At 35.6% G+C, this 21,119-nt stretch carries 21 protein-coding genes, 1 tRNA gene and 1 rRNA gene; 13 read left to right on the top strand and 10 right to left on the bottom strand.

All coding sequences use genetic code 11. The annotated features are described in order from the left end of the window. Positions 1-54: 54 nt before the first annotated feature. Complete coding sequence (locus tag BM153_RS07540) at positions 55-1,353, top strand: UDP-N-acetylglucosamine 1-carboxyvinyltransferase (protein ID WP_092872335.1); 1,299 nt, start codon at positions 55-57, stop codon at positions 1,351-1,353. Positions 1,354-1,469: 116 nt separating this feature from the next. Here the strand turns inward: BM153_RS07540 and BM153_RS07545 are convergent, their stop codons facing one another. The 3 genes from BM153_RS07545 to BM153_RS07555 form a co-directional block, all read right to left on the bottom strand. Further along, positions 1,470-2,015, bottom strand: coding sequence for an NADH peroxidase (locus BM153_RS07545; protein WP_092872337.1), 546 nt, complete (start codon positions 2,013-2,015; stop codon positions 1,470-1,472). A gap of 310 nt (positions 2,016-2,325) precedes the next feature. Continuing rightward, positions 2,326-3,915, bottom strand: coding sequence for a DEAD/DEAH box helicase (locus BM153_RS07550; RefSeq protein ID WP_092872339.1), 1,590 nt, complete (start codon positions 3,913-3,915; stop codon positions 2,326-2,328). A 163-nt stretch (positions 3,916-4,078) separates the two neighbouring features. Then, positions 4,079-4,165: transfer RNA gene (locus tag BM153_RS07555), tRNA-Ser, on the bottom strand. A gap of 190 nt (positions 4,166-4,355) precedes the next feature. Here BM153_RS07555 and dnaX point away from each other — a divergent pair. The 11 genes from dnaX to BM153_RS07610 all read left to right on the top strand — a co-directional run bounded on the left by dnaX (position 4,356) and on the right by BM153_RS07610 (position 15,711). Further along, the gene (dnaX, locus tag BM153_RS07560) at positions 4,356-5,978 is read left to right on the top strand and encodes a DNA polymerase III subunit gamma/tau (protein WP_092872341.1); all 1,623 of its coding nucleotides are present in this window, start codon (positions 4,356-4,358) and stop codon (positions 5,976-5,978) included. Between the two features lie 28 nt (positions 5,979-6,006). Next, positions 6,007-6,351, top strand: coding sequence for a YbaB/EbfC family nucleoid-associated protein (locus BM153_RS07565; protein WP_092872343.1), 345 nt, complete (start codon positions 6,007-6,009; stop codon positions 6,349-6,351). An 11-nt stretch (positions 6,352-6,362) separates the two neighbouring features. Further along, positions 6,363-6,962, top strand: a complete 600-nt coding sequence (recR, locus tag BM153_RS07570) for a recombination mediator RecR (protein ID WP_092872345.1) — start codon at positions 6,363-6,365, stop codon at positions 6,960-6,962. 16 nt (positions 6,963-6,978) lie between these two features. After that, entirely contained in the window at positions 6,979-7,815 is an 837-nt protein-coding gene (locus BM153_RS07575; protein WP_092872347.1) for a transketolase, read from the top strand. Then, positions 7,803-8,747 (top strand): transketolase family protein, encoded by a 945-nt coding sequence (locus BM153_RS07580; RefSeq protein ID WP_092872349.1) that lies wholly within the window; start codon positions 7,803-7,805, stop codon positions 8,745-8,747. Before BM153_RS07575 ends, BM153_RS07580 begins: the two co-directional genes overlap by 13 nt. Before the next feature lie 77 nt (positions 8,748-8,824). After that, positions 8,825-10,000, top strand: coding sequence for a DUF5711 family protein (locus BM153_RS07585; RefSeq protein ID WP_092872351.1), 1,176 nt, complete (start codon positions 8,825-8,827; stop codon positions 9,998-10,000). 13 nt (positions 10,001-10,013) lie between these two features. After that, a complete protein-coding gene (locus BM153_RS07590) occupies positions 10,014-10,736 on the top strand; it encodes a CvpA family protein (protein ID WP_143088285.1) in 723 nt (240 codons plus the stop codon). A 55-nt stretch (positions 10,737-10,791) separates the two neighbouring features. Then, positions 10,792-11,526 (top strand): ABC transporter ATP-binding protein, encoded by a 735-nt coding sequence (locus tag BM153_RS07595; RefSeq protein ID WP_092872355.1) that lies wholly within the window; start codon positions 10,792-10,794, stop codon positions 11,524-11,526. Position 11,527: 1 nt separating this feature from the next. After that, on the top strand, positions 11,528-13,132 hold the full coding sequence (locus BM153_RS07600) for a hypothetical protein (RefSeq protein WP_092872357.1): 1,605 nt from the start codon (positions 11,528-11,530) through the stop codon (positions 13,130-13,132). A gap of 205 nt (positions 13,133-13,337) precedes the next feature. Continuing rightward, positions 13,338-14,825, top strand: a complete 1,488-nt coding sequence (locus BM153_RS07605; RefSeq protein WP_092872359.1) for a class I SAM-dependent methyltransferase — start codon at positions 13,338-13,340, stop codon at positions 14,823-14,825. A gap of 241 nt (positions 14,826-15,066) precedes the next feature. After that, a complete protein-coding gene (locus BM153_RS07610; protein WP_330392043.1) occupies positions 15,067-15,711 on the top strand; it encodes a CatA-like O-acetyltransferase, family 3 in 645 nt (214 codons plus the stop codon). 90 nt (positions 15,712-15,801) lie between these two features. Here the strand turns inward: BM153_RS07610 and BM153_RS07615 are convergent, their stop codons facing one another. The 7 genes from BM153_RS07615 to BM153_RS07645 all read right to left on the bottom strand — a co-directional run bounded on the left by BM153_RS07615 (position 15,802) and on the right by BM153_RS07645 (position 19,336). Then, positions 15,802-16,194, bottom strand: coding sequence for an HIRAN domain-containing protein (locus BM153_RS07615; RefSeq protein WP_092872363.1), 393 nt, complete (start codon positions 16,192-16,194; stop codon positions 15,802-15,804). Beyond that, positions 16,179-16,556 carry a hypothetical protein gene (locus BM153_RS07620; protein ID WP_092872365.1) on the bottom strand — a complete coding sequence of 126 codons (378 nt, stop codon included), beginning with the start codon at positions 16,554-16,556 and terminating at the stop codon, positions 16,179-16,181. The genes BM153_RS07615 and BM153_RS07620 overlap by 16 nt, the downstream gene beginning before the upstream one ends. Then, the gene (locus BM153_RS07625; RefSeq protein ID WP_092872368.1) at positions 16,549-16,965 is read right to left on the bottom strand and encodes a hypothetical protein; all 417 of its coding nucleotides are present in this window, start codon (positions 16,963-16,965) and stop codon (positions 16,549-16,551) included. Before BM153_RS07625 ends, BM153_RS07620 begins: the two co-directional genes overlap by 8 nt. A gap of 61 nt (positions 16,966-17,026) precedes the next feature. Continuing rightward, a complete protein-coding gene (locus BM153_RS07630; protein WP_092872370.1) occupies positions 17,027-17,344 on the bottom strand; it encodes an SEL1-like repeat protein in 318 nt (105 codons plus the stop codon). A gap of 251 nt (positions 17,345-17,595) precedes the next feature. Further along, entirely contained in the window at positions 17,596-17,964 is a 369-nt protein-coding gene (locus BM153_RS07635; protein WP_092872372.1) for a hypothetical protein, read from the bottom strand. 201 nt (positions 17,965-18,165) lie between these two features. Then, on the bottom strand, positions 18,166-18,894 hold the full coding sequence (locus BM153_RS07640; protein ID WP_177205612.1) for a hypothetical protein: 729 nt from the start codon (positions 18,892-18,894) through the stop codon (positions 18,166-18,168). Between the two features lie 148 nt (positions 18,895-19,042). Then, positions 19,043-19,336 carry a hypothetical protein gene (locus tag BM153_RS07645; RefSeq protein WP_092872376.1) on the bottom strand — a complete coding sequence of 98 codons (294 nt, stop codon included), beginning with the start codon at positions 19,334-19,336 and terminating at the stop codon, positions 19,043-19,045. A gap of 1,697 nt (positions 19,337-21,033) precedes the next feature. Between BM153_RS07645 and BM153_RS07650 the strand changes: the two genes are divergently transcribed. After that, a 16S ribosomal RNA gene (locus BM153_RS07650) occupies positions 21,034-21,119 on the top strand; the annotation flags it as partial.

Here is a 21,119-nt window from a genome sequence, read left to right on the forward strand (position 1 = left end):
TGTTGTGTCAAAAAAAGATTTTGTGTTTAGTGAGAATAAATTTTGAGGTGTAATATGGAACAATATATTATTAAAGGTGGCAACCCTTTAGTGGGTGAGGTAGAAATCGGAGGAGCAAAAAATGCAGCTCTGGCAATTATTGCAGCCAGTATCATGACAGATGAAACCGTTACTATCGATAATCTGCCTTATGTAAGGGATATAAATGTACTTCTTAATGCCATAGAAGGCATTGGAGGAAAAGTAGATAGAATAAACAGACATAAAGTAAATATTACAGGAGCCGGCATCGGAAACTTCTGTATAGACTATGATTACATCAAAAAAATCAGAGCATCCTACTATATCATAGGAGCAATGCTTGGAAAATATAAAAAAGCAAGAGTTCCTCTTCCTGGTGGATGTAATATTGGAACCAGACCTATAGATCAGCATATTAAGGGATTTAAGGCTTTGGGAGCAGATGTTGAGATTGAGCATGGAATGATAGTTGCTACTTCTGAAAGACTTGTAGGAAGTCATATCTACATGGATGTTGTTTCAGTTGGTGCTACCATAAATATTATGATGGCAGCCTCAATGGCAGAAGGAAATACTGTTATTGAAAATGCTGCAAAGGAGCCACATGTGGTTGACACTGCAAACTTCTTAAACAGCATGGGAGCTAATATAAAAGGTGCAGGAACAGATGTTATAAAAATCAAAGGAGTTTCAAAACTTCATAAAACAGATTATTCAATAATTCCTGACCAGATTGAAGCAGGAACTTTTATGTTTGCTGCAGCAGCTACTAAGGGTGATGTTACAGTTAAAAATGTAATTCCAAAGCACTTAGAGGCCACAACCGCAAAACTTTTGGAAATGGGTTGCGAAGTTGAAGAGTTTGATGACAGCGTAAGAGTTGTAGCATCAAAAAAACTTAAACATACACAGGTTAAAACACTTCCATATCCAGGATTCCCAACAGATATGCAGCCACAGGTGGCAGTCGTTTTGGGACTTGCAGAAGGAACAAGTATTGTTACCGAAAGCATATTTGAGAACAGATTTAAATATGTTGATGAGCTTACTAGAATGGGAGCCGACATAAAAGTCGAAGGAAATACCGCCATCATAAACGGAGTTTCCAAATATACAGGTGCCGGTGTAAGTGCTCCGGATTTGCGTGCAGGTGCAGCTTTGGTAATAGCCGGACTGGCAGCAGAAGAGATTACAACAGTAGATGATATTGTTTATATACAAAGAGGATATGAAGATTTTGAAAAGAAACTTCAGTCTTTAGGTGCATTGATAGAATGTGTTAATTCAGAAAAAGAAATGCAGAAATTCAAATTAAGCCTTATGGTTTCATAGACAATTAAATTTTGACAGAGTAATAGCAGGAGATACAAAGGGTAGAGCGTATCATCCTGCTATTTTTGTTATTGCAAAGGACATATTTATAGAATATATATCCTTGAAAAGCAACATTATTTTCCAAAATATCTGTCATAAAGTCCTTTAAAGGCTTTGCCATGACGGGCTTCATCTCTTGCCATTTCATGAACAGAGTCATGTATAGCATCTAATCCGGCTTTCTTTGCTCTGGTTGCAAGATCAGTTTTTCCTGTAGTAGCACCGTTTTCAGCATCGATTCTAAGTTCAAGATTCTTCTTTGTGCTGTCAGTGATAACTTCCCCAAGAAGCTCTGCAAATTTAGCAGCGTGTTCAGCTTCTTCATAGGCAGCTTTTTCATAATAAAGACCTACCTCAGGATAACCCTCTCTAAAAGCAACTCTGGCCATAGCTAAATACATACCAACCTCAGAACATTCTCCGTTAAAATTAGATCTTAAATCCTCCATAATATCATCGCTTGAGCCCTGTGCAACTCCTACAACGTGTTCTGATGCCCAGGTCATATCACCGCTTTGCTCTTTAAATTTGCTGGCAGGTGCATTACATTGAGGACATCTTTCAGGAGGTTGATCTCCTTCATGTACATAACCACAGACACTACAAACAAATTTTTTCATAATATAATCTCCTTTCGTTAATTAAACCAGAATTTAATTTAAAAACTTTACGACAAAATCCCGTAAAAAGCAGAGAGTTTTTAAAATTAAATAAATAGTTTAATATAATGTATCAATAAGTGAAATTATAGCATACAATTACAGGCTATACATGTAAAAAATGTGAAAAATACTATAAAATAAATTAATTAAATAAAAATATTATTAAAGGTGAATTTGAAGAAAAAAGTTTACAAAAAGAGGAGACTATTAAAGAAAAAGAAACTGTACAAAAGTTGATAATGTACAGTTTCCGTTAAATATAAATAATTTATCTTGGATTTGGATTAGCAGGTTCGATATTAATGGATTTTCCTTTGATTTTACAACGGCTCATTGCCGCTAATACTTCTTTTGCATATTCCCTTGGAACCTCAACAAAAGTATATTTATCATACATATCTATGGTTCCCACTAATTTTCCCGGCATACCGGATTCTCCGGCGATAGCTCCTAATATATCCTTAGGACGGGCGTTTTTCTTTCCAATGTTAATAAACAGTCTGACCATACCTGCTTCTGCACCGGTATCGCCAAAATCAGTATATTCATCACTTTCGTTATTGTTTAAAGAGCCCATGGCAAGTTTTAAGAAGGCAGCCGCAATATCCATTGCTGTAAAATCTTCTTCATTAATTCTGTTACTGATAAGTTCAATGGTAGAAGTAAGATCTTCTTCCTCAATGATACGACTTACCTGGTCTAAAATCTTCTCAACTTTTATTTCAGTAACATCATCCATGGAAGGAATAGGCTGAGCAAGAATTTTAGTTTTGCAATAACGCTGAATATCTTTAAGTTTATAAATTTCTTTTCCACTTACAAAAGAAAAAGATTTACCGGTGCGTCCGGCTCTTCCGGTACGACCGATTCTATGTACATAATATTCATCATCCTGTGGTAAATCATAGTTAAATACAGCCTCAACATCATCTACATCAATTCCCCTGGCAGCCACATCTGTAGCTACAAGAATATCAGTATTTCCCTTTCTGAAACTGTTCATAACACGGTCTCGCTGAGATTGCTTAAGATCACCGTGGATACCTTCCGCAAAATATCCCCTGTTTTTAAGAGCGGTTACAAGCTCGTCAACCTGTCGTTTTGTATTACAAAATACAAGGGAAAGTTTTGGTGAATATATATCAAGAAGTCTTGAAAGAACTTCTTCCTTATTTTTCCTTTTAACTTCGTAATAATATTGATCTATATTTGGAACAGTAAGCTCTTTTTTAACCACCTTAACAAGCTTTGCATTTTTTTGATATTTTTTTGCAATGGCCATAATCTCTTTTGGCATGGTGGCAGAGAATAAAAGAGTCTGACGGCTTTCAGGAGTTTCTTCAAGGATAGTTTCAATATCCTCTCTAAATCCCATATCAAGCATTTCATCTGCCTCATCTAAAACTACAGTATGAACATGCTCGGTTTTTATTGTATGTCTTCTCATGTGGTCCATTACACGACCCGGAGTACCGATAACTATTTGGATTCCACCTTTTAGGGAGCGAATCTGTTTAACGATATCCTGACCTCCATATACAGGAAGAAGTTTAATACCGTGGGTATAACGACATAATTTACGGATTTCATCGGCTACCTGGATAGCAAGTTCTCTTGTGGGACAAAGAACGATAGCCTGGATGTGTTTATTAGAAGGGTCTATTTTTTGTAAAACAGGTATACCGAAAGCGGCAGTTTTTCCTGTTCCGGTTTGTGCCTGACCTATAATATCTATACCTGTCAAAGCAGCAGGAATAGCCTGAGCCTGGATAGGAGAAGCTTCTTCAAAGCCCATTTCTGTAACAGCACGAACGATTTCACTTCTTAATCCAAGTTCGTCAAATTTTATAGATTCCATATTGTATCCTTTCTGAATTTTTATCATATGAATCGGGCTGTTGCCAAATGAAAAAAACGGCAACAGACATAAAAAAAACGCAACTACTTGCGTTTACAGGGACAAATTAGCTATAACTATACCAAGATAAAGGGTTTTTGTCAAGAATAATGGCTTTAAGAAACGGAGATGGTGGGATTCGAACCCACGTGCCTCAAAGAGGCAAACGCATTTCGAGTGCGCCCCGTTATGACCACTTCGATACATCTCCGTATTAACAATTTATGTTTAAATTGCGAAAAACCACTACTGTATTATAACATTACAATAAAAAAACGCAAGTAAAAGATTTGATTTTAAGCAATATTACCACTGATATTGCCTATATTGGCTCTTTCGTGTTATAATAAATTCTGTATGCACAAAAAATGAATCTTTTGGATTGAAAGGATACCTTGAAAATGTCATATGTTGCTTTATACAGAAAATTCCGTCCTAAGGTATTTGAGGATGTCAAAGGTCAGGAACATATAGTAAGAACTCTTAAAAATCAACTAAAGACAGACAGGATTGGCCATGCATATCTTTTTTGCGGCACCAGGGGAACCGGAAAGACAACTATAGCAAAGATTTTTGCCAGACTTGTCAATTGCGAAAATCCGGTGGATGCAAGTCCCTGTAATCAGTGTCCTTCCTGTAAAGCGGCACTTTCAGGTTCATCCATGAATATTATAGAAATAGATGCTGCTTCCAACAACGGAGTTGAAAATATCCGAAGCATCAAAGAAGAGATTGCTTATGCACCAACCCAGGGAAAATACAGAGTTTACATAATTGACGAGGTGCATATGCTATCCACAGGGGCTTTTAATGCTCTTTTAAAAACTTTGGAGGAGCCGCCATCCTATGTAATATTTATTCTGGCAACTACAGAATCCCAAAAGATTCCGGCTACCATTCTTTCAAGATGTCAAAGATACGATTTTAAAAGAATTGACATAGCTACCATAGCCGCAAGACTACTTGAACTTTGCAACAGTGAAGGGGTAGAGATAGAAGAAAGGGCAGTAAATTACATTGCAAGAAAAGCAGATGGTTCAATGCGTGATGCCATAAGCCTTTTGGATCAGTGTACTTCCTTTTACATGGGGCAGCTTATTACATATGATGATGCCTTAGAGGTTTTAGGCGCGGTAGATACGGAAGTTTATTCAAGACTGTTAAATGCCATTTTAAAAGAAGAAGTATCCATTTCCATGGAGATAGTAAATGAAATTGTTTTAAAGGGCAAAGAGATATTACAGTTTGTCAATGAATTCACCTGGTATCTGAGAAACCTGATGTTAATAAAGACTGCACCCGGAATTGAAGATGTTATAGATGTGTCAACAGAAAATCTTCAGTCCCTTAAGCAGGAATCCGAATTTATTAAATATGATAAATTAATGGAATTAATTACAGAATTTTCCCGTGTAGCTTCAAATTTAAAGAATACAACTCAAAAAAGGATAATTCTTGAGATGACTATCATAAAGGTAAGCGTTCCTTTTATGAGAACAGATAGTCTTGCTGCCTTAAATGACCGAATTCAAAAGCTTGAGGAGGATATTAAAAACGGTAAAATATCCATTGGCGCACAAGCCCCTCCCATTCAGCCTGTTGAAAAAAAACTGGAAGAAAGTATTCATAAGCAGGAAGATTCATTAGAAGAGACTTTAGATGAAAGCAAAGCAGACCATGATTTTGTTAAAACAAAAGTCTCTCTTGATTCAGTGATAAATAATATTTATCAAAACTGGGAACAGATAACCAGAAAAATAAACAGTCCTACCGTCAGAGGTCATCTTAGAAATGCAAATTTAGGTACTGATGATATGGAAAGATTGGTTTTATATTATAATGATGATTATAATTATGGTTTTATCAATCGTTCAGAACCAAAGGAAATGCTAAAAAATGCCCTAAAAGACTTTTGCGGGCAGGATATAGAAATTGTTGTAAAAAAAGCAAATGTTCAACAAAGCGACCTTTTGGAGGAACGAATTGAACAATTAATAAATGAAACAATCCAATATGATGATTAAAACATCTTTTTGAAAGGAGATATAAAAAATGGCAAAAAGAGGTGGATTTCCAGGTGGAATGCCAGGAAACATGAATAATTTAATGAAACAGGCTCAAAAGATGCAAAAGCAGATGGAAGAAGCTGCTAAAGAGCTTGAAAGTAAAGAAGTTTCAGCAACAGCAGGCGGTGGTGCTGTAGAGGTGACAGTTTCCGGTAAAAAAGAAGTTACAAAAATTAAAATAGATCCGGATGCCGTAGATCCTGATGATGTTGAAATGTTAGAAGATATGATTATGGCTGCTACAAACGAAGCCCTTAGAAAGATTGATGAGCTTTCAAATAAATCCATGTCAGGACTTACAGCAGGCTTAGGTGGCGGCTTTAAGTTTTAATGGTAATATAAATGGAATATTATAGTAAACATATCGCAAAATTGATAGATCAATTATCCTTACTTCCCGGCATTGGCACAAAAACAGCTGCAAGGCTGGCATTTCACATATTAGACATGCCAAAAGAACAGGTGAAGACACTTTCTGCCTCTATTATAGATGCAAAAGAAAATGTCAGATATTGCAAAGAATGCGGGACATTAACAGACAGTGAGCTTTGTCCCATATGTTCAAATTCAGATAGAGACCACCAAACCATAATGGTGGTTGAAAATACCCGTGATCTGGCAGCCTATGAAAAGACAGGAAGATTTGAAGGAGTTTATCATGTTTTACACGGTGCCATTTCCCCTATGTTAGGGATTGGACCTGAGGATATCCGCTTAAAAGAATTAATTGCAAGGATATCAAAAGACAATATAAAAGAAGTAATAATCGCAACAAACTCAAGTCTTGAAGGAGAAACCACGGCGATGTACATAAGCAAGCTGTTAAAACCGGCAGGTGTGACGGTAAGCAGGATTGCCAGCGGAGTGCCTGTAGGCGGAGATTTGGAATACATTGATGAAGTAACGCTTTTAAGAGCGTTAGAAGGACGTACCATACTTTAAGGAGGAAAGGTAACATATGCATATTAAAGAACTTAAAAAAGTGGCTCTTGAGGTCAGAAAAGGAATAATTGAATCTGTCCACGCTGCTAAATGCGGACACCCGGGCGGATCTCTTTCAGCAGCAGATATTTTTACATATTTATATTTTGAAGAAATGAATATTGATCCTAAAAATCCTAAAAAAGCAGACAGAGACAGGTTTGTTCTTTCAAAAGGACATACTGCTCCGGGATTATATGCCACATTGGCACAAAGAGGATTTTTCCCTGTAGAGGATTTAAAGACTCTTAGAAAAGTAGGTTCATATCTTCAGGGACATCCGGATATGAAACACATCCCTGGAATTGACATGTCCAGCGGTTCATTGGGACAGGGAGTTTCCGCAGCAGTGGGAATGGCTCTTTCAGCTAAAATGAGCAATGAAAATTACAGAGTATATTCACTTTTGGGAGACGGAGAAATTCAGGAAGGTCAGGTTTGGGAAGCAGCCATGTTTGCAGGCTCCAGAAAACTTGATAACCTTGTTCTTATAGTTGATAACAACGGCCTTCAGATAGATGGAAATATTGCAGATGTATGTTCACCATATCCTATTGATGAGAAATTCAAGGCCTTTGGATTTAATGTAATAAATGTATCTGCTCATGATTTTGCAGAACTTAGAGGTGCTTTTGCTCAGGCTAGAAGAACAAAAAATAAGCCAAGTGTTATTATTGCAGAAAGTATAAAAGGAAAAGGCGTATCCTTTATGGAAAATAATGCAGGATGGCATGGAAAAGCTCCTAATGATGAAGAATTTAAGATAGCTATGGAAGATTTAAAAAAGGCAGGTGAAGCATTATGTCAGAAATAAAGAAAATTGCAACAAGAGAAAGCTATGGAAATGCTTTAGTTGAACTTGGAAAAGAACATGATAATTTAGTAGTGCTTGATGCAGACCTTGCTGGTGCTACAAAAACAAGTATATTTAAAAATGAATTTCCGGACAGACATATAGATTGTGGTATTGCCGAGGCAAATATGATGGGAATAGCAGCTGGTCTTGCTGCTACGGGAAAAGTTCCTTTTGCCAGCTCCTTTGCCATGTTCGCAGCGGGAAGAGCCTATGAGCAGGTTAGAAACTCCATTGGATATCCTCATTTAAATGTGAAGATTGGAGCTACCCATGCAGGTATTTCTGTTGGTGAAGATGGAGCTACCCATCAATGTAATGAAGACATTGCCCTTATGCGTACCATTCCGGGAATGGTAGTAATAAATCCTGCCGATGACATAGAGGCAAGAGCAGCAGTAAAGGCAGCTTTTGAATATGACGGTCCTGTATATTTGCGTTTTGGTCGTCTTGCTATTCCTGTTATTAATGATAATCCTGATTACAAATTTGAAATCGGAAAAGGAGTTTCATTAAAAGAAGGAACAGATGTTACTATCGTAGCTACAGGTTTATGTGTAAATGAAAGCCTTGAAGCTGCCAAAATCCTTGAAACTCAGGGAATAAATGCAGCTGTAATAAATATACACACTATTAAACCAATAGATAAAGACATTATTGTAGATGCAGTTAAAAAGACAGGAAAAATAGTTACTGTTGAAGAACATTCAGTAGTAGGCGGTCTTGGAAGTGCAGTATGTGATGTACTTTGCGAGAACATGCCGGCACCGGTACTTAAAATAGGTGTAAATGATGTTTTTGGAGAATCAGGCCCGGCTTTAGAACTTATCAAAAAATACGGATTAGATTCAGAAAGCATTGCTAAAAAAGTAAAAGAATGGTTAAATAAATAACATATTTAAAAATATTAAGCAGGTATTTTTATATATCTGCTTAATATCAAATATAGAGGGATATAAAGGGCTATAAAATGACAGAAACAGAAGATTATGAAAACCGACTTAATCAATTAAGAATGGAAAGAAAAAGAAAAAATCTCAGGCTGGCAATAATAATACCGGCTATTCTTTTGTTATGTCTTTTTGTCGCATGTCTAATTTATCTTTCAAAAGTATCCTACAAGGGCTATAGCGTAATCAAAACCTTTGATGATGAAAGCGTATCCTCCACTGACAAATATCAGATGTTTGGAAATGACCTGATAATGTATAACAATGACGGAATACAGGGCATTGGTTCTGACGGAAACAGTCTTTGGTCCCAGGCTTATGATATGCAATCACCCATGCTTGATATCTGTGGCGGATATTTATGCATTGCAGATTCTCAGGGAAAAGAAATTTTTGTCATAGATTCCTCAGGAAACATTAATACCATAAAGGTTTCCATGGAAATAGAACAGCTTAAAGTAAGTTCCGTAGGAACAGTAATTGCTGTTTTAGATGATGGAAATAAAAAATATCTTACCTATTATGATAAAGAGGGAACTCTTCTTGCCCAGGGAACCGTACAAATGAAAAAAAGCGGATTTCCAATGGATATAGATTTGTCCTATGATGGAAAAATGCTGGCGGTTTCATATCTTTATATAACTACCGGACAGATGCAGACAAATGTGGCATTTTACAATTTTGATTCCGTAGGAAAAAGCGAAATTGATAACATTGTAAGCTCCTATTCCTATCGGGGGATAATGATTCCTGATATAGAATTTATGTCCAATGGCAATGCAGTAATGTTCGGGGATGACAGGATAATAATATATAACAATTCTGAAAAACCTACGGAACTGTTGAAAATAGACCTGGATAAAGAAGTAAGCAGTATTTTTTATTCAGACAAGAATTTTGGAATCGCAACAAAGAACCATGAAAATGGTGGCACTATAGTCATTTATAATGCAGATGGTAAAGAAAAATCAAAGTTTAATACAGATTTAAACTTTGACGCCATAGAATTTGACAAAAATACAATTATTGCCAAAAATTCGACATCTGTAAGAATATACAGAAACAACGGAAAATTAAAATTCTCATATGATTTTGAGGATAATTTATATAACATTCTCTCAGTTAAAACCTTGTTACCGGTATCAAATTATCTGCTGGTGACCCGGGACAGTATTCAAAAGATTTCGTTAAGGTAGACAGGAGGTTGTTTTGAACTTATTTTTTATGATAATAATGGGGATAATTGTGCTGTCAGGACTTATAGGCCTTAGTCGAGGCCTGATTCTGACAGTTTTTAAATTTGCCTCATTATTTATAACAATAGCATTATCCACGGTGCTTTCACCTTATATCAGCAATCTGCTTCTTGAAAATACACCTTTATATTCTGAAGTTTATGAATTAAGTTATAAATATTTAGATAAAGAGACGGCTTTAACGCCTATAGGTGATGAAGAATCAGCAGCAAGATATATTTTGGAAAATCAGGACTGGATTCCGGATAATATAGTGGAAGGACTTCTGGATAATATAAAAAATACAAAAGATATTGATAAATACGCAAAAACACAAATAGAAAACAAAGAAGACCAAATAAAGGCATCTCTGGCAAAAAGTATTTCACAAACCATAGTAAATATAATATCATTCTTTTTGACAATGATAATAATAGGAATTGTTTTGTCTATTATGGTAAATGCCTTGGATTTGATTGCAAAACTTCCGGTTATAAATACCTTTAACCGCTTGGGAGGAGCCCTGGTAGGTTTGATATTTGGTGTAATAATTGTATGGATAATATTTTTAGTAATATACCTAACTTACAAAACGTCATTTAGTCACATGCTGCTAAATCAAATCAGCGAAAATGAAATTTTGAAATTTTTGTATGAAAATAATATAATATTAAAATCACTGGTGGAGTTTTTGTAAAACTCCTTTAGGGATAATAAGAAAAATTCCAAATTCAAAAATAGGAGGAGAAAAAATGTTACGAATTGAAGGCGTTACAAAAAAATACGGTGATAAAAAAGCGATTGATAATATCAGTCTCCACATTCACCCGGGAGAAATCTACGGTTTTATTGGACACAATGGAGCCGGAAAAACAACAACGATAAAATCCTGTTGTGGTATTTTACAGTTTGAAGAAGGAGAAATTTACATTAATGGGATGTCAGTAAAAGAAAATCCAACACAATGTAAGTCCATTCTTGCCTATATTCCGGATAATCCGGATTTATATGAATTTATGACTGGTACACAATACCTTAATTTTGTTGCAGATATTTTTAAAGTAGATGTAAACGAAAGAAAAGAAAGAATTAAAGAATATGCAGATATATTTGAAATAACAGGAGACCTTGGTTCCGCAATCAGTTCCTATTCTCATGGTATGAAACAAAAACTGGCATTGATTTCAGCTCTTATTCATCAGCCAAAACTCATAATAATGGATGAGCCGTTTGTAGGACTTGACCCAAAAGCCGCTCATCTTTTAAAAGAAATAATGAGAAAAGTCTGTGATAAAGGGGCAGCTATCTTCTTTTCCACCCATGTTCTTGAAGTGGCAGAAAAACTTTGTGACAAAGTTGCAATAATTAATCACGGAAAGCTTATCATGTCAGGAACAATGGAGGAAGTAAAAGGAAATACTTCTTTGGAAGATGTATTCTTAGAGATAGCACAAGATAAGACAACCGGACAACAGGAGGTTGTATAAATTGATAAGAGTATTAGTAAAAAAACAAATGATGGAGGTGTGGGCATCCCTATACCAAAATCAGAAAAACGGTAAAAGACGAAGTGTTGTTGGAATAATCGGATATGGCTTATTTATGCTTTTTATAACATTATTTTTAGCGGCAATGTTCTTTAGATTAGGAACTTTTTGTGCAGGAGTATTCTCATATATTGACATGGGCTGGTTTTATTATTTGTTAATGGGAATGCTTTCAATAATACTTAGTGTATTCGGAAGTGTCTTTAATACCTATTCAACAGTATACCTGGCAAAAGATAATGAATTATTATTATCAATGCCTTTAAAACCACAGGAAATCATGACTGCAAGACTTGGAGGAGTCTATTTAACTGCTCTTTATTATGAATTATTATCCTTTATTCCGGCTGCAGTAGCTTATATGATAGCAGACGGATTTACAGCTTCCAACATCATAGGTGCAATAGCGGCTTTAATTGCAATATCAATATTCGTATTAATATTATCCTGTATTTTGGGATATGGAGTAGCCGTTATCAGCCAGAAACTTAAGAGCAAAGCGATAATTACAGTAATAATAGCTTTAGTATTTTTTGCAGCTTATTATTATGTATATTTTAAGGCAGCAGCCTACCTTAATGACTTTTTGAAAAATGCAGCAGCAATCGGTGCCGAAATTAAAGAAAAAGCAGAAGTGTTGTATGTAATTGGAAGCTGTGCCACAGGAAATGTTTCATCTATGTGTCTTGTACTTGGTGTTACCATTGTAATAATGCTTGTGGTTTATAAGATAATGGTAAATAATTACACAAAAATAATGACAACAAATAAAGGTGAAAAGAAAGTTGCCTATAATGAAAAAACAGTTAAAAGCTCATCAGTAGCCACAGCTTTATACAAAAAAGAGTTAGCAAGATTTACAAGAAGTGCTTCTTATATGTTAAACTGCGGATTAGGAGTATTATTCCTTGTTGTGGTAGGGGCAACAGCCATAATAAAACCGGATATAATAAGAGAATTTACCTCTTTGACAGGTGGAAGTGAAGAAGGAAAACAGATGATAAGTCTGATAATGACTTCAGTACTTTGCTTTTTTGTTTCAATGAGTGATATAGCAGCTCCTTCCGTTTCCATGGAGGGAAAATGCTTTTGGATATTACGCTCATTACCGGTAAGCACCTGGCAAATCATAAAAGCAAAATGTTCAGTACAAATTAGACTTACCCTTGTAGCAGGTTTATTTGCTTCTGTATTTCTTGGAAGAGAAGCCGGATTAGAAGGTTTTAATTATGCATTTATGATTTTGGCCACAGCTTTCTTTGCCATATTGATAACCTTTTTTGGAATGACCTTTGGAATATTATTGCCTAATTTCAACTGGACTTCAGAGCAGGCAGCCCTGAAACAAAGTGCCAACGCATTTATTGCTCTCTTTGGAGGAATGGCTTTTGTGGCAGCTTTTGGAGGTATCATTTACTTTTTAAATAAGGTAATTGAAATGAAAATGGTAATGGTAGCCTGCCTCGTACTGGAAGTGGTCGTAGCAGCTGGTTTTTATTGCTGGTTAAAAACAATCGGTGTAAAAAAACTCGAAAATCTGGGTTAAAAAAGAATATTTAAATATTTATGAGAAGCCGTCTGACTTGTAATTTTATTTATGAGTCAGACGGCTTCTTGACTTATGGTTTAAATTGTCATTTTTATTGCTTTTTATATCCCCCCCGGTAGCTTGTTTGTGGAGCATTAAGATATTAAGATATAGTAGGGAAGGTTAATGAGAAGCAACATATTAGACACGGAGGATTTATTTAATGGAAAGTTTAATGAACAGCATACATGATTATTGGAGTGATAGGGCAAAAGGGTATTCGGAATACAACAGGGACGAATTAAACGATTCAAGATATATAAGTTGGAAAGAAACTCTTAAAAATGCCATATCAGAGAACTTTCCAAATAAAACACCTGAAGAAATACAGATTTTGGATGCCGGTTCAGGTCCTGGATTTTTTACAAAACTTCTTAGTGAATGTGGATATAAGGTTACGGCACTTGACTGTACGGAAGCTATGATTGAAGAAGCAAAAATAAATGTGGGAGAATACGCGGAATCAGTAAATTGGGTTCTGGGAAATGTAGAAGAAACAGAGTTTGAAGACATGTACTTTGATGTTGTAGTATCAAGAAATGTCACCTGGAATCTTCGCCATCCTGAAAAAGCATATCGTGAGTGGTTTAGGATTCTTGAACAGGATGGAATGTTACTTAACTTCGACGCCAATTGGTATACCTACCTTTACGATGAAGAAAAAAGACAGGAATTTGAAGAAGACAGAAACCGCTCCTGTGAAGAGGGAATATATGACTGTAATGTAGGAGAAAACTTCCTGAAAATGGAAGAAATCGCCAGGGAAGTGCCTTTAACAAAGGTACTAAGACCAGCCTGGGACAGCTATATTTTAGAAATCATAGGCTTTAGCCAGGTTGAAACAGATGCAAATATCTGGCAGGTGGTATGGTCAGAAGAAGAAAAGATAAGCTGTGCTTCTACCCCAATGTTCATGATAAAAGCCAAAAAAGGCGACATAAAAAACAGAGTAGTAAATTATTGGACAAAGCGTAGCGAAAGTTTTCTGGAACAACGAAGAAAGGAATTGCATGACGATATCGCAAAGCGTTGGATTAATGAAATAAATAAGAACATTGATGGGGATAAACCTTTAAAAATTCTTGATATAGGATGTGGAGCAGGATTTTTCACAATTTTGCTCTCCAAAGAAGGACACAACTGTACAGGTATTGACTTAACACCGGAAATGTTAAATAATGCCAGATTGCTTGCAGCAGAGGAAAAGCAAAATTGTGAATTTAAGTTGATGGATGCAGAAAATCTGGACTTTGCAGATGAAAGCTTTGATGTGGTAATCTCAAGAAACCTCACCTGGACCCTGCCACACACTCAAAAAGCCTACCAGGAATGGATTCGTGTACTGAAAAAAGACGGCATTCTTTTAAATTTTGATGCAAACTATGGCGTTGATAGAACCGAGAAATCGAAAGAACTTCCACACGATCATGCACACAACACAGTGACCCGGGAAATGGCAGTAGAAAACGAAGCCATAACAAAGTTACTGCCTATCAGTTTTCACTCAAGACCTGCCTGGGATATAAGTATATTACAGGAATGTGGAGTAAGTTCAGTTTCCGTGGATTTTAAAATAAGCTCCAAAATATATCTTACAAAAGATATTTTTTATAACCCTACCCCAATATTTTACATTGCGGCAAGGAAATAGAAAGTTATTAAGTTAATATGGAAATAGGAAAGAGACTGTTTTTGTGGACAGTCTCTTTTTGTGTTTTAGAAGTAAGCTAAAAAAGGGCTTATAGCTTCAGAATAAACCAATGGCTAAGTCGGTGGTAATGATTAACCCTTAAATCAGTATATATACAAACCAAATACAAATTGGATTTTGTAATATATTGTTGTAAAATAATTATTGTAACTATAGCTAAGAATTATTATGGGGAGAATAAATGATGAACTACAAGGTGATAAATAAGGAAACCTATTATCGGAAAGGTGTATTTAGACATTTCACACAAGATTGCAAATGTTCAACCTCTATAACTGCAAGAATTGATGTCACAAACCTTGCTCGTTATTCAAAGGAAAATGGAAGTAAGTTTTACATCAATTTCTTATATATTCTTTCTAAGGTATTAAACTCTCGTGATGACTATAAAATGGCTTATTTGTGGCAGACGGACGAATTGATTTGCTATGACAGGATAAATCCGACCCATTATATTTTTCACGATGATACCGAGACTTGTACTCCGGTTTATTCAAGTTTTTATCCGGATTATAAGACATTTTACAAAAAAGCAGCTGAAGACATTGAAAAAGCAAAACATAGCAAAGAGTACTGTTTGGATATGGAAAGCCATCCTAACTGGTTTGATGCATCATACATATCCTGGTTATCCTATGATTCCTTGAACATAGAGCTTCCGGACGGTTATTTGTATTTCATGCCAATAATAAACTGGGGCAAATATCGTAACGAAAACGGGTGCCTGATGATGCCGGTATCGGTCCGATTAAATCATGCAATAGCGGACGGATACCTGGTTGCCAATGTTTTTCGCTTACTTGAAATTGAAATAGAAAAATTTTAGTCTACTTTGAATCCTGTGTATTAACCATCTCATGTGCCAAGAATACACAAACCTTCAAATAGATATCATAATCAGGATAATCTTTGCCACCTAAAAATCTACCAAATATATTCCAACAGAAATTTGCTTAAAGCTGCCCTTGTGGACAATCTTTGTAATTTTGGTCTTAAGAAGTTTTCCGGCATCCATAAGCCTTGCAAAAATATTATTGTCCTTCTCAGGAACGTAGCCCAGTTTCTTCTTTTCATCATTAAGAATAAGAATTGCATTGTTGTCGAGCTTATTATTTTCACGCTGCAAGGCGAGCGTATCCCCTGTTTTAATCTGCTCTAAAACAGTTTTATCATCCAGGTGTGTTGTACCTGCAATATAAGAATCAAACAAATGTATTTCCTTTATCAATGGCTTTATGATATTGCCAAGTTCGTTTCCCTTCACAAGAGAAACCATCGTTTCTTCCTTCTTTGTTAGTTCATTCGCCATGTAAAGCTCACTTCTTTCTCTAGCAATCCATTGAGGATTTCATCTAACTGATTTGCATATTCTTCGTAGGATTCCATCTCTTCCTTCAAAGAATTCTTTTTTTCTTCAACTGCCTCTGGATCCTCTAACAGGAACTTATACTGATATGGATCAGTTTCTCTGATTTTAATAATTTCAGCTTCAAGCTCCTTAATTTTTTCATCAATATTAGGAATTTCAATTTCAATAGTTTCATTTCCTGTTTGCTCCAAGGCTTTTGCTATGAGAATTTCTGTTTCCTGCATCAACTTAAGGTCATTGCAGTTGTAAGCTACAATAACGCGTTGCCATAACTCCTTAAGTGTTTCAGACTTCTCAACCATTGGATTGATTGATATCTGGATGTATCTGTTTCACAATCTTGTGATAGATTTTTTTAATCTTAAGCAGATCAACCTCTGTAATCCGGCTGGTATTTTTTGCAGCTTCGGCATCCTTTATCATTTCATTTAGTTGAGCTTTAAATGCTGCAAGTTCCTTTTGCAAATATTCCTGCAACTGATTCTGCTCCACTGATTGTCCATGATTGGTCGCAGCTTGGCAAAACTCAATTGTCTTTTTCTTTCTAATACACTCAAGTTTCATCTGGAAGATTTCAAGAATCAAATCTCCAAACTCGCGTACATAAGCACGCTCATACTGGAAGGCCTCCTTTTTAATAACATCCCTGCGAATAAGAAGTTCTTCATATCTGTCATATGAAATATTTTTTACTCTAATTATATCGTTCATTACGCAATTACCTCAAAACCATAAAGGTCATCATAGATAGTTGTAAGTTTATCATCACCAATTAAAGCATCTTTGAAAAATTCTCAAAAGCCTTTTTGTAATCACGCTCACCGATACGACCGTAATACCAGATATATCCAAGGCATTCATAAGCTTCGTCATAATCATAGGTCGAAGCCATATCATAATATTTCAGCGTCAGGTCGAATCGCTTCATCTCATAATAAACTCCGCCCAAGTACATCATGTCCTGAGGTCTGTGTTCTTCGTTAATTAGAAAATCCATTGCCTCTACAAACATGAAGAAATCCTCATCTGTGACTATCTTAGTATTATCTGAGAACTCTTGTACAATTTTTCTTGCTTCTTTTACTGTCATCTCGTCACCTCCAGGCCGTTGCTGTTTTCTTTCTCAAATGAAAAACTCATTGTAAAACAGAAGGTATTTCTAATACATTAAAGATTGTATTTTCAATTTTTGTGGTATTTTATGTGATATAAACCGATTAAAACTGTTGAAAAAGGCTTAATTGTTTGTATACCAAAATAGCGGCTTGCATTTCCTTCTGCAAAAGTTAATGCAATCCACTTAGTACTACTTATGGATGATTAACTATCTGCTTTTCCTTCCTATTTTCTAAGTAATTTTGGACTTAAACAAACCTCGTCTGCGGCGACTGGTGACATGTTAAGTACTTCCAACAGTTTTTTCATATCTTCAGTTTCCACTAAATCATATGGACTTTTATAGTTAAGTCCTGCTCTAATAGTACTGTTGATATGATTTGTGATTAGCGTCATGTCTTCCTGTGTATAACCTTTGAAGGTCTTACCTCTAGGAATAACATAGCGTATATACTCATGATTTTTTTCAATGTGAGGTTTCTGCCATGAGGCTTGTGGATCACAATAAAAGATCTTTGTCCTTGGAGAACCGTTCTTTGTATACTCAAGCTCTAAAGCGTTTTTAAAACATTTGCCATTATCAGTAAGTATCACTGGAAAAAAGCTTTCTAAAACGTCTAATGCTAAGGGCTTTCGTTAACGTATCAAAGACAGCGATAACTTCATCCGTTTTTTCATCGTAAAGCGGACATTCGGAATCCGCTTCGCTACTTCCTCATGAACGCAGTGGCACTTTGTGCTACCTGTCAGAAGGGGCTTTAACCCCTTCTGACACTAGTAAGCTTATACCCCCGCTTAAAGCTTACGCTTTTGAAGCGGGGGATTGCTTACACTGCGTTCAAGTAGTATCATTAGCATTACTGAATTCGCGTTGAACATGATGGTCAAAAGTACCTGCTCCTTCGTTCTTAAACCTCGAACTGTGTCCATCTCAACTACAGGTGTATCCGGATGTTCTTCCATATACATTTTAAAATCTTCAAAGGTTCTGCCTTTCCGATAATTAAACTTATTGCATTTAATTTCAGTATGTTTCTTACGGCGTTTTTTGTACTTCACCTTACGACGTAAATCAAGATTGCATACTGTCAGCTCTCCGGCTTCTATGTAATTATAGATGCCTCTTTCAGAAACTTTTATCTCATCCGCATGTGTATTACATATGTGAGATAATGGCTGCCCTTGACGTATTAATGGTGACAAAATTTCATCCAAGGTCTGTAGTTCCTCTTGTGTAAGTCTTATTCCCTCTCTAGACTCTGATTGCGTTGCTTTAGCTTTCGCATCAGCTTTCTCTGCAATGTAATAATACTTGTCATAAATACATTTTTTCTTATTCTTTTCACTACAAGTACTACATACAAAAGGTGATTTAAGATATTTAGGATATTCATGGTTCTTGACCCTGTCACATATCTTCGTGCAATCGACCTTCATACAAAGTCTGCATTTACGGTTACAAAACTCTTCATCGCACATATTTTTCTTGGCACAAGTTGATGTATAAATGCAATCTCTGCCCATAGTGTAAGGCATTTTCACTTTGATGCGATTTTGTTTTACTTCTCTTGTGATACTTGATGTACTACGTCCTAAATCTTCCCTAAAATGAATTTTTAAACGCTTGATTTTGCTTGTAACTACGATTGTAAACTAGCATTTACTTTTTCACTTAAGGTATAGATATTATCCGATTTAAATAATCAAGCGCAGCATTTTTATTATCCTGATATTCAACCACTATTCCAAATATCGAATCCCACTGGTAAATAAGCTTTAATGGATCATTATTAAAAGTATATCTATTCATTCCCAAATCTTTTAAATCACCCTTCAGATCAGCTCTAACCAACTTTAGCAACTCGATAAATGAATCCGATTCCTCTACATCCCATTCATCGTAACACAGAAATATCCACCGGGATTCTTCACTCACACTGGTAATTTTGAAAGTTTTATCACTCATATTCCTCGTCCTCAAAAAATATTTTTTTGTATAAAAGTAATTTCGTTCTCTTGTGGCTGCTACATTCATTCTCATCGTCTACAATATCGGAATTAATGTATAAAAATCCAGACTAATCTTAATAAGGGGAAGCTTGTTATTCTAAACCTAAGCCTTTAACTCATTTAATACTCCGGTTCTATTTCTACTGACTGCTCTCACGGCCAGCCCGTGGAGTTCTGATTGCCAAGCGTAGCCTGTAATCGTACATCATTTTTGGATTTTGGAGTTACAGGTGTAAATGTGTTTGAATCAGGAGTTTCATTACCTAGCAATCAACGACCACATTAATGGTAAATTTCTGCTTTTCAGCAAGGAAGTGCAGTCAATCTCTCTTATTATTAAGCTTCTTTAATTTCGCTGTTTAATACTTTGATTATGTGAGCCTTAATCCATGCAATTAGAGTTTTTCTTTTGCATAGCAAATGTTAAATTCAGTAATACTTTCGCTTTATCTATACCTTGTGCGTTAAAATCATGGTCTTAAGTCAATAGAAACGCACTTTCGGGGTCCACTTTACTGACTTAATACCATAAGATTGTGACATCTAATAGTAAATATAGAAGAGGTGCTAATTTGTGCCTGTTCAACAAAATCACCCTTCAGATCAGCTCTAACCAACTTTAACAACTCGATAAATGAATCCGATTCCTCTACATCCCATTCATCGTAACACAGAAATATTCACCGGGATTCTTCACTCACACTGGTAATTTTGAAAGTTTTATCACTCATATTCCTCGTCCTCAAAAAATATTTTTCTGTATAAAAGTAATTCCATTCTCTTGTGGCTGCTCTATTCGCTCTCATCGTCTACAATATCGGAATTCAATTTATCCCTTTGGTGAAGGAAATAAAAGGAATGGTTGATGTAGAAAAACAGAGATATATTTATATCCACGCGGAGAAAGAAATAAAGGGAAAAGGTGATGCAGAAAAAACAAACATATAACCTTATCCAACCGTTGAAGGGAATATTGGGAGTATAGTAGTCTGCTGAAAGTTCACACATAGAACAATCCTATCCTAAATAGACTCTAACTACTTTGATTTTGAAATCTTTATTGCAACATGTGGCTATAGTTGGCCTTTTCTATATATAATTGATATTATGTATTATCCGAACAGGATGTTACAAATTAAGTTTACCAGTACAAGTTCACTTGCAGCAACACCTATGGAAAATGCTAAATTTATATTTAAAATAATTAAAGAAAAAAGTCTTGACATCAAACAGATATCGCGATACAATAGCAAAGCTGTTTGAGAGAAAAAACAGTTAGATAAAAAGTGCTTGACAAATTCGAAAAGGCACTATATAATATTTAAACTATCTGCGAAAGATAGAATAAGCAATAGTTGAGATAATAATTATTGAGACAGTTGCAGAAAAAAAGTTAAAAAAATCCTTGACAAATGAAAGCTAATGAGATATAATTTTAGAGCTGTCGCAAGAACGATAAAAAATAAAATAAAAAAGTTCTTGACAATACAAAAACAGCATGATAGTATATACAAGCTGTCCTTTGAGATAGGAAAAAACAACACGGACATTGATAACTAAACAGTACGAAGAAAACCTTGAAAACCAATCAAGAATAGGGAAACCTAAATTCAAAAGGACTAAAGAGTCCGGTAAAAAACGGAAACAAATTTTAAACAAGAGAGTTCGATCCTGGCTCAGGATGAACGCTGGCGGCATGCCTAACACATGCAAGTCGAACGGAGTGCTTGTAGAAGCTT

This window comes from Acetitomaculum ruminis DSM 5522, from assembly GCF_900112085.1.
GTDB classification, from domain to species: Bacteria; Bacillota; Clostridia; order Lachnospirales; family Lachnospiraceae; genus Acetitomaculum; species Acetitomaculum ruminis.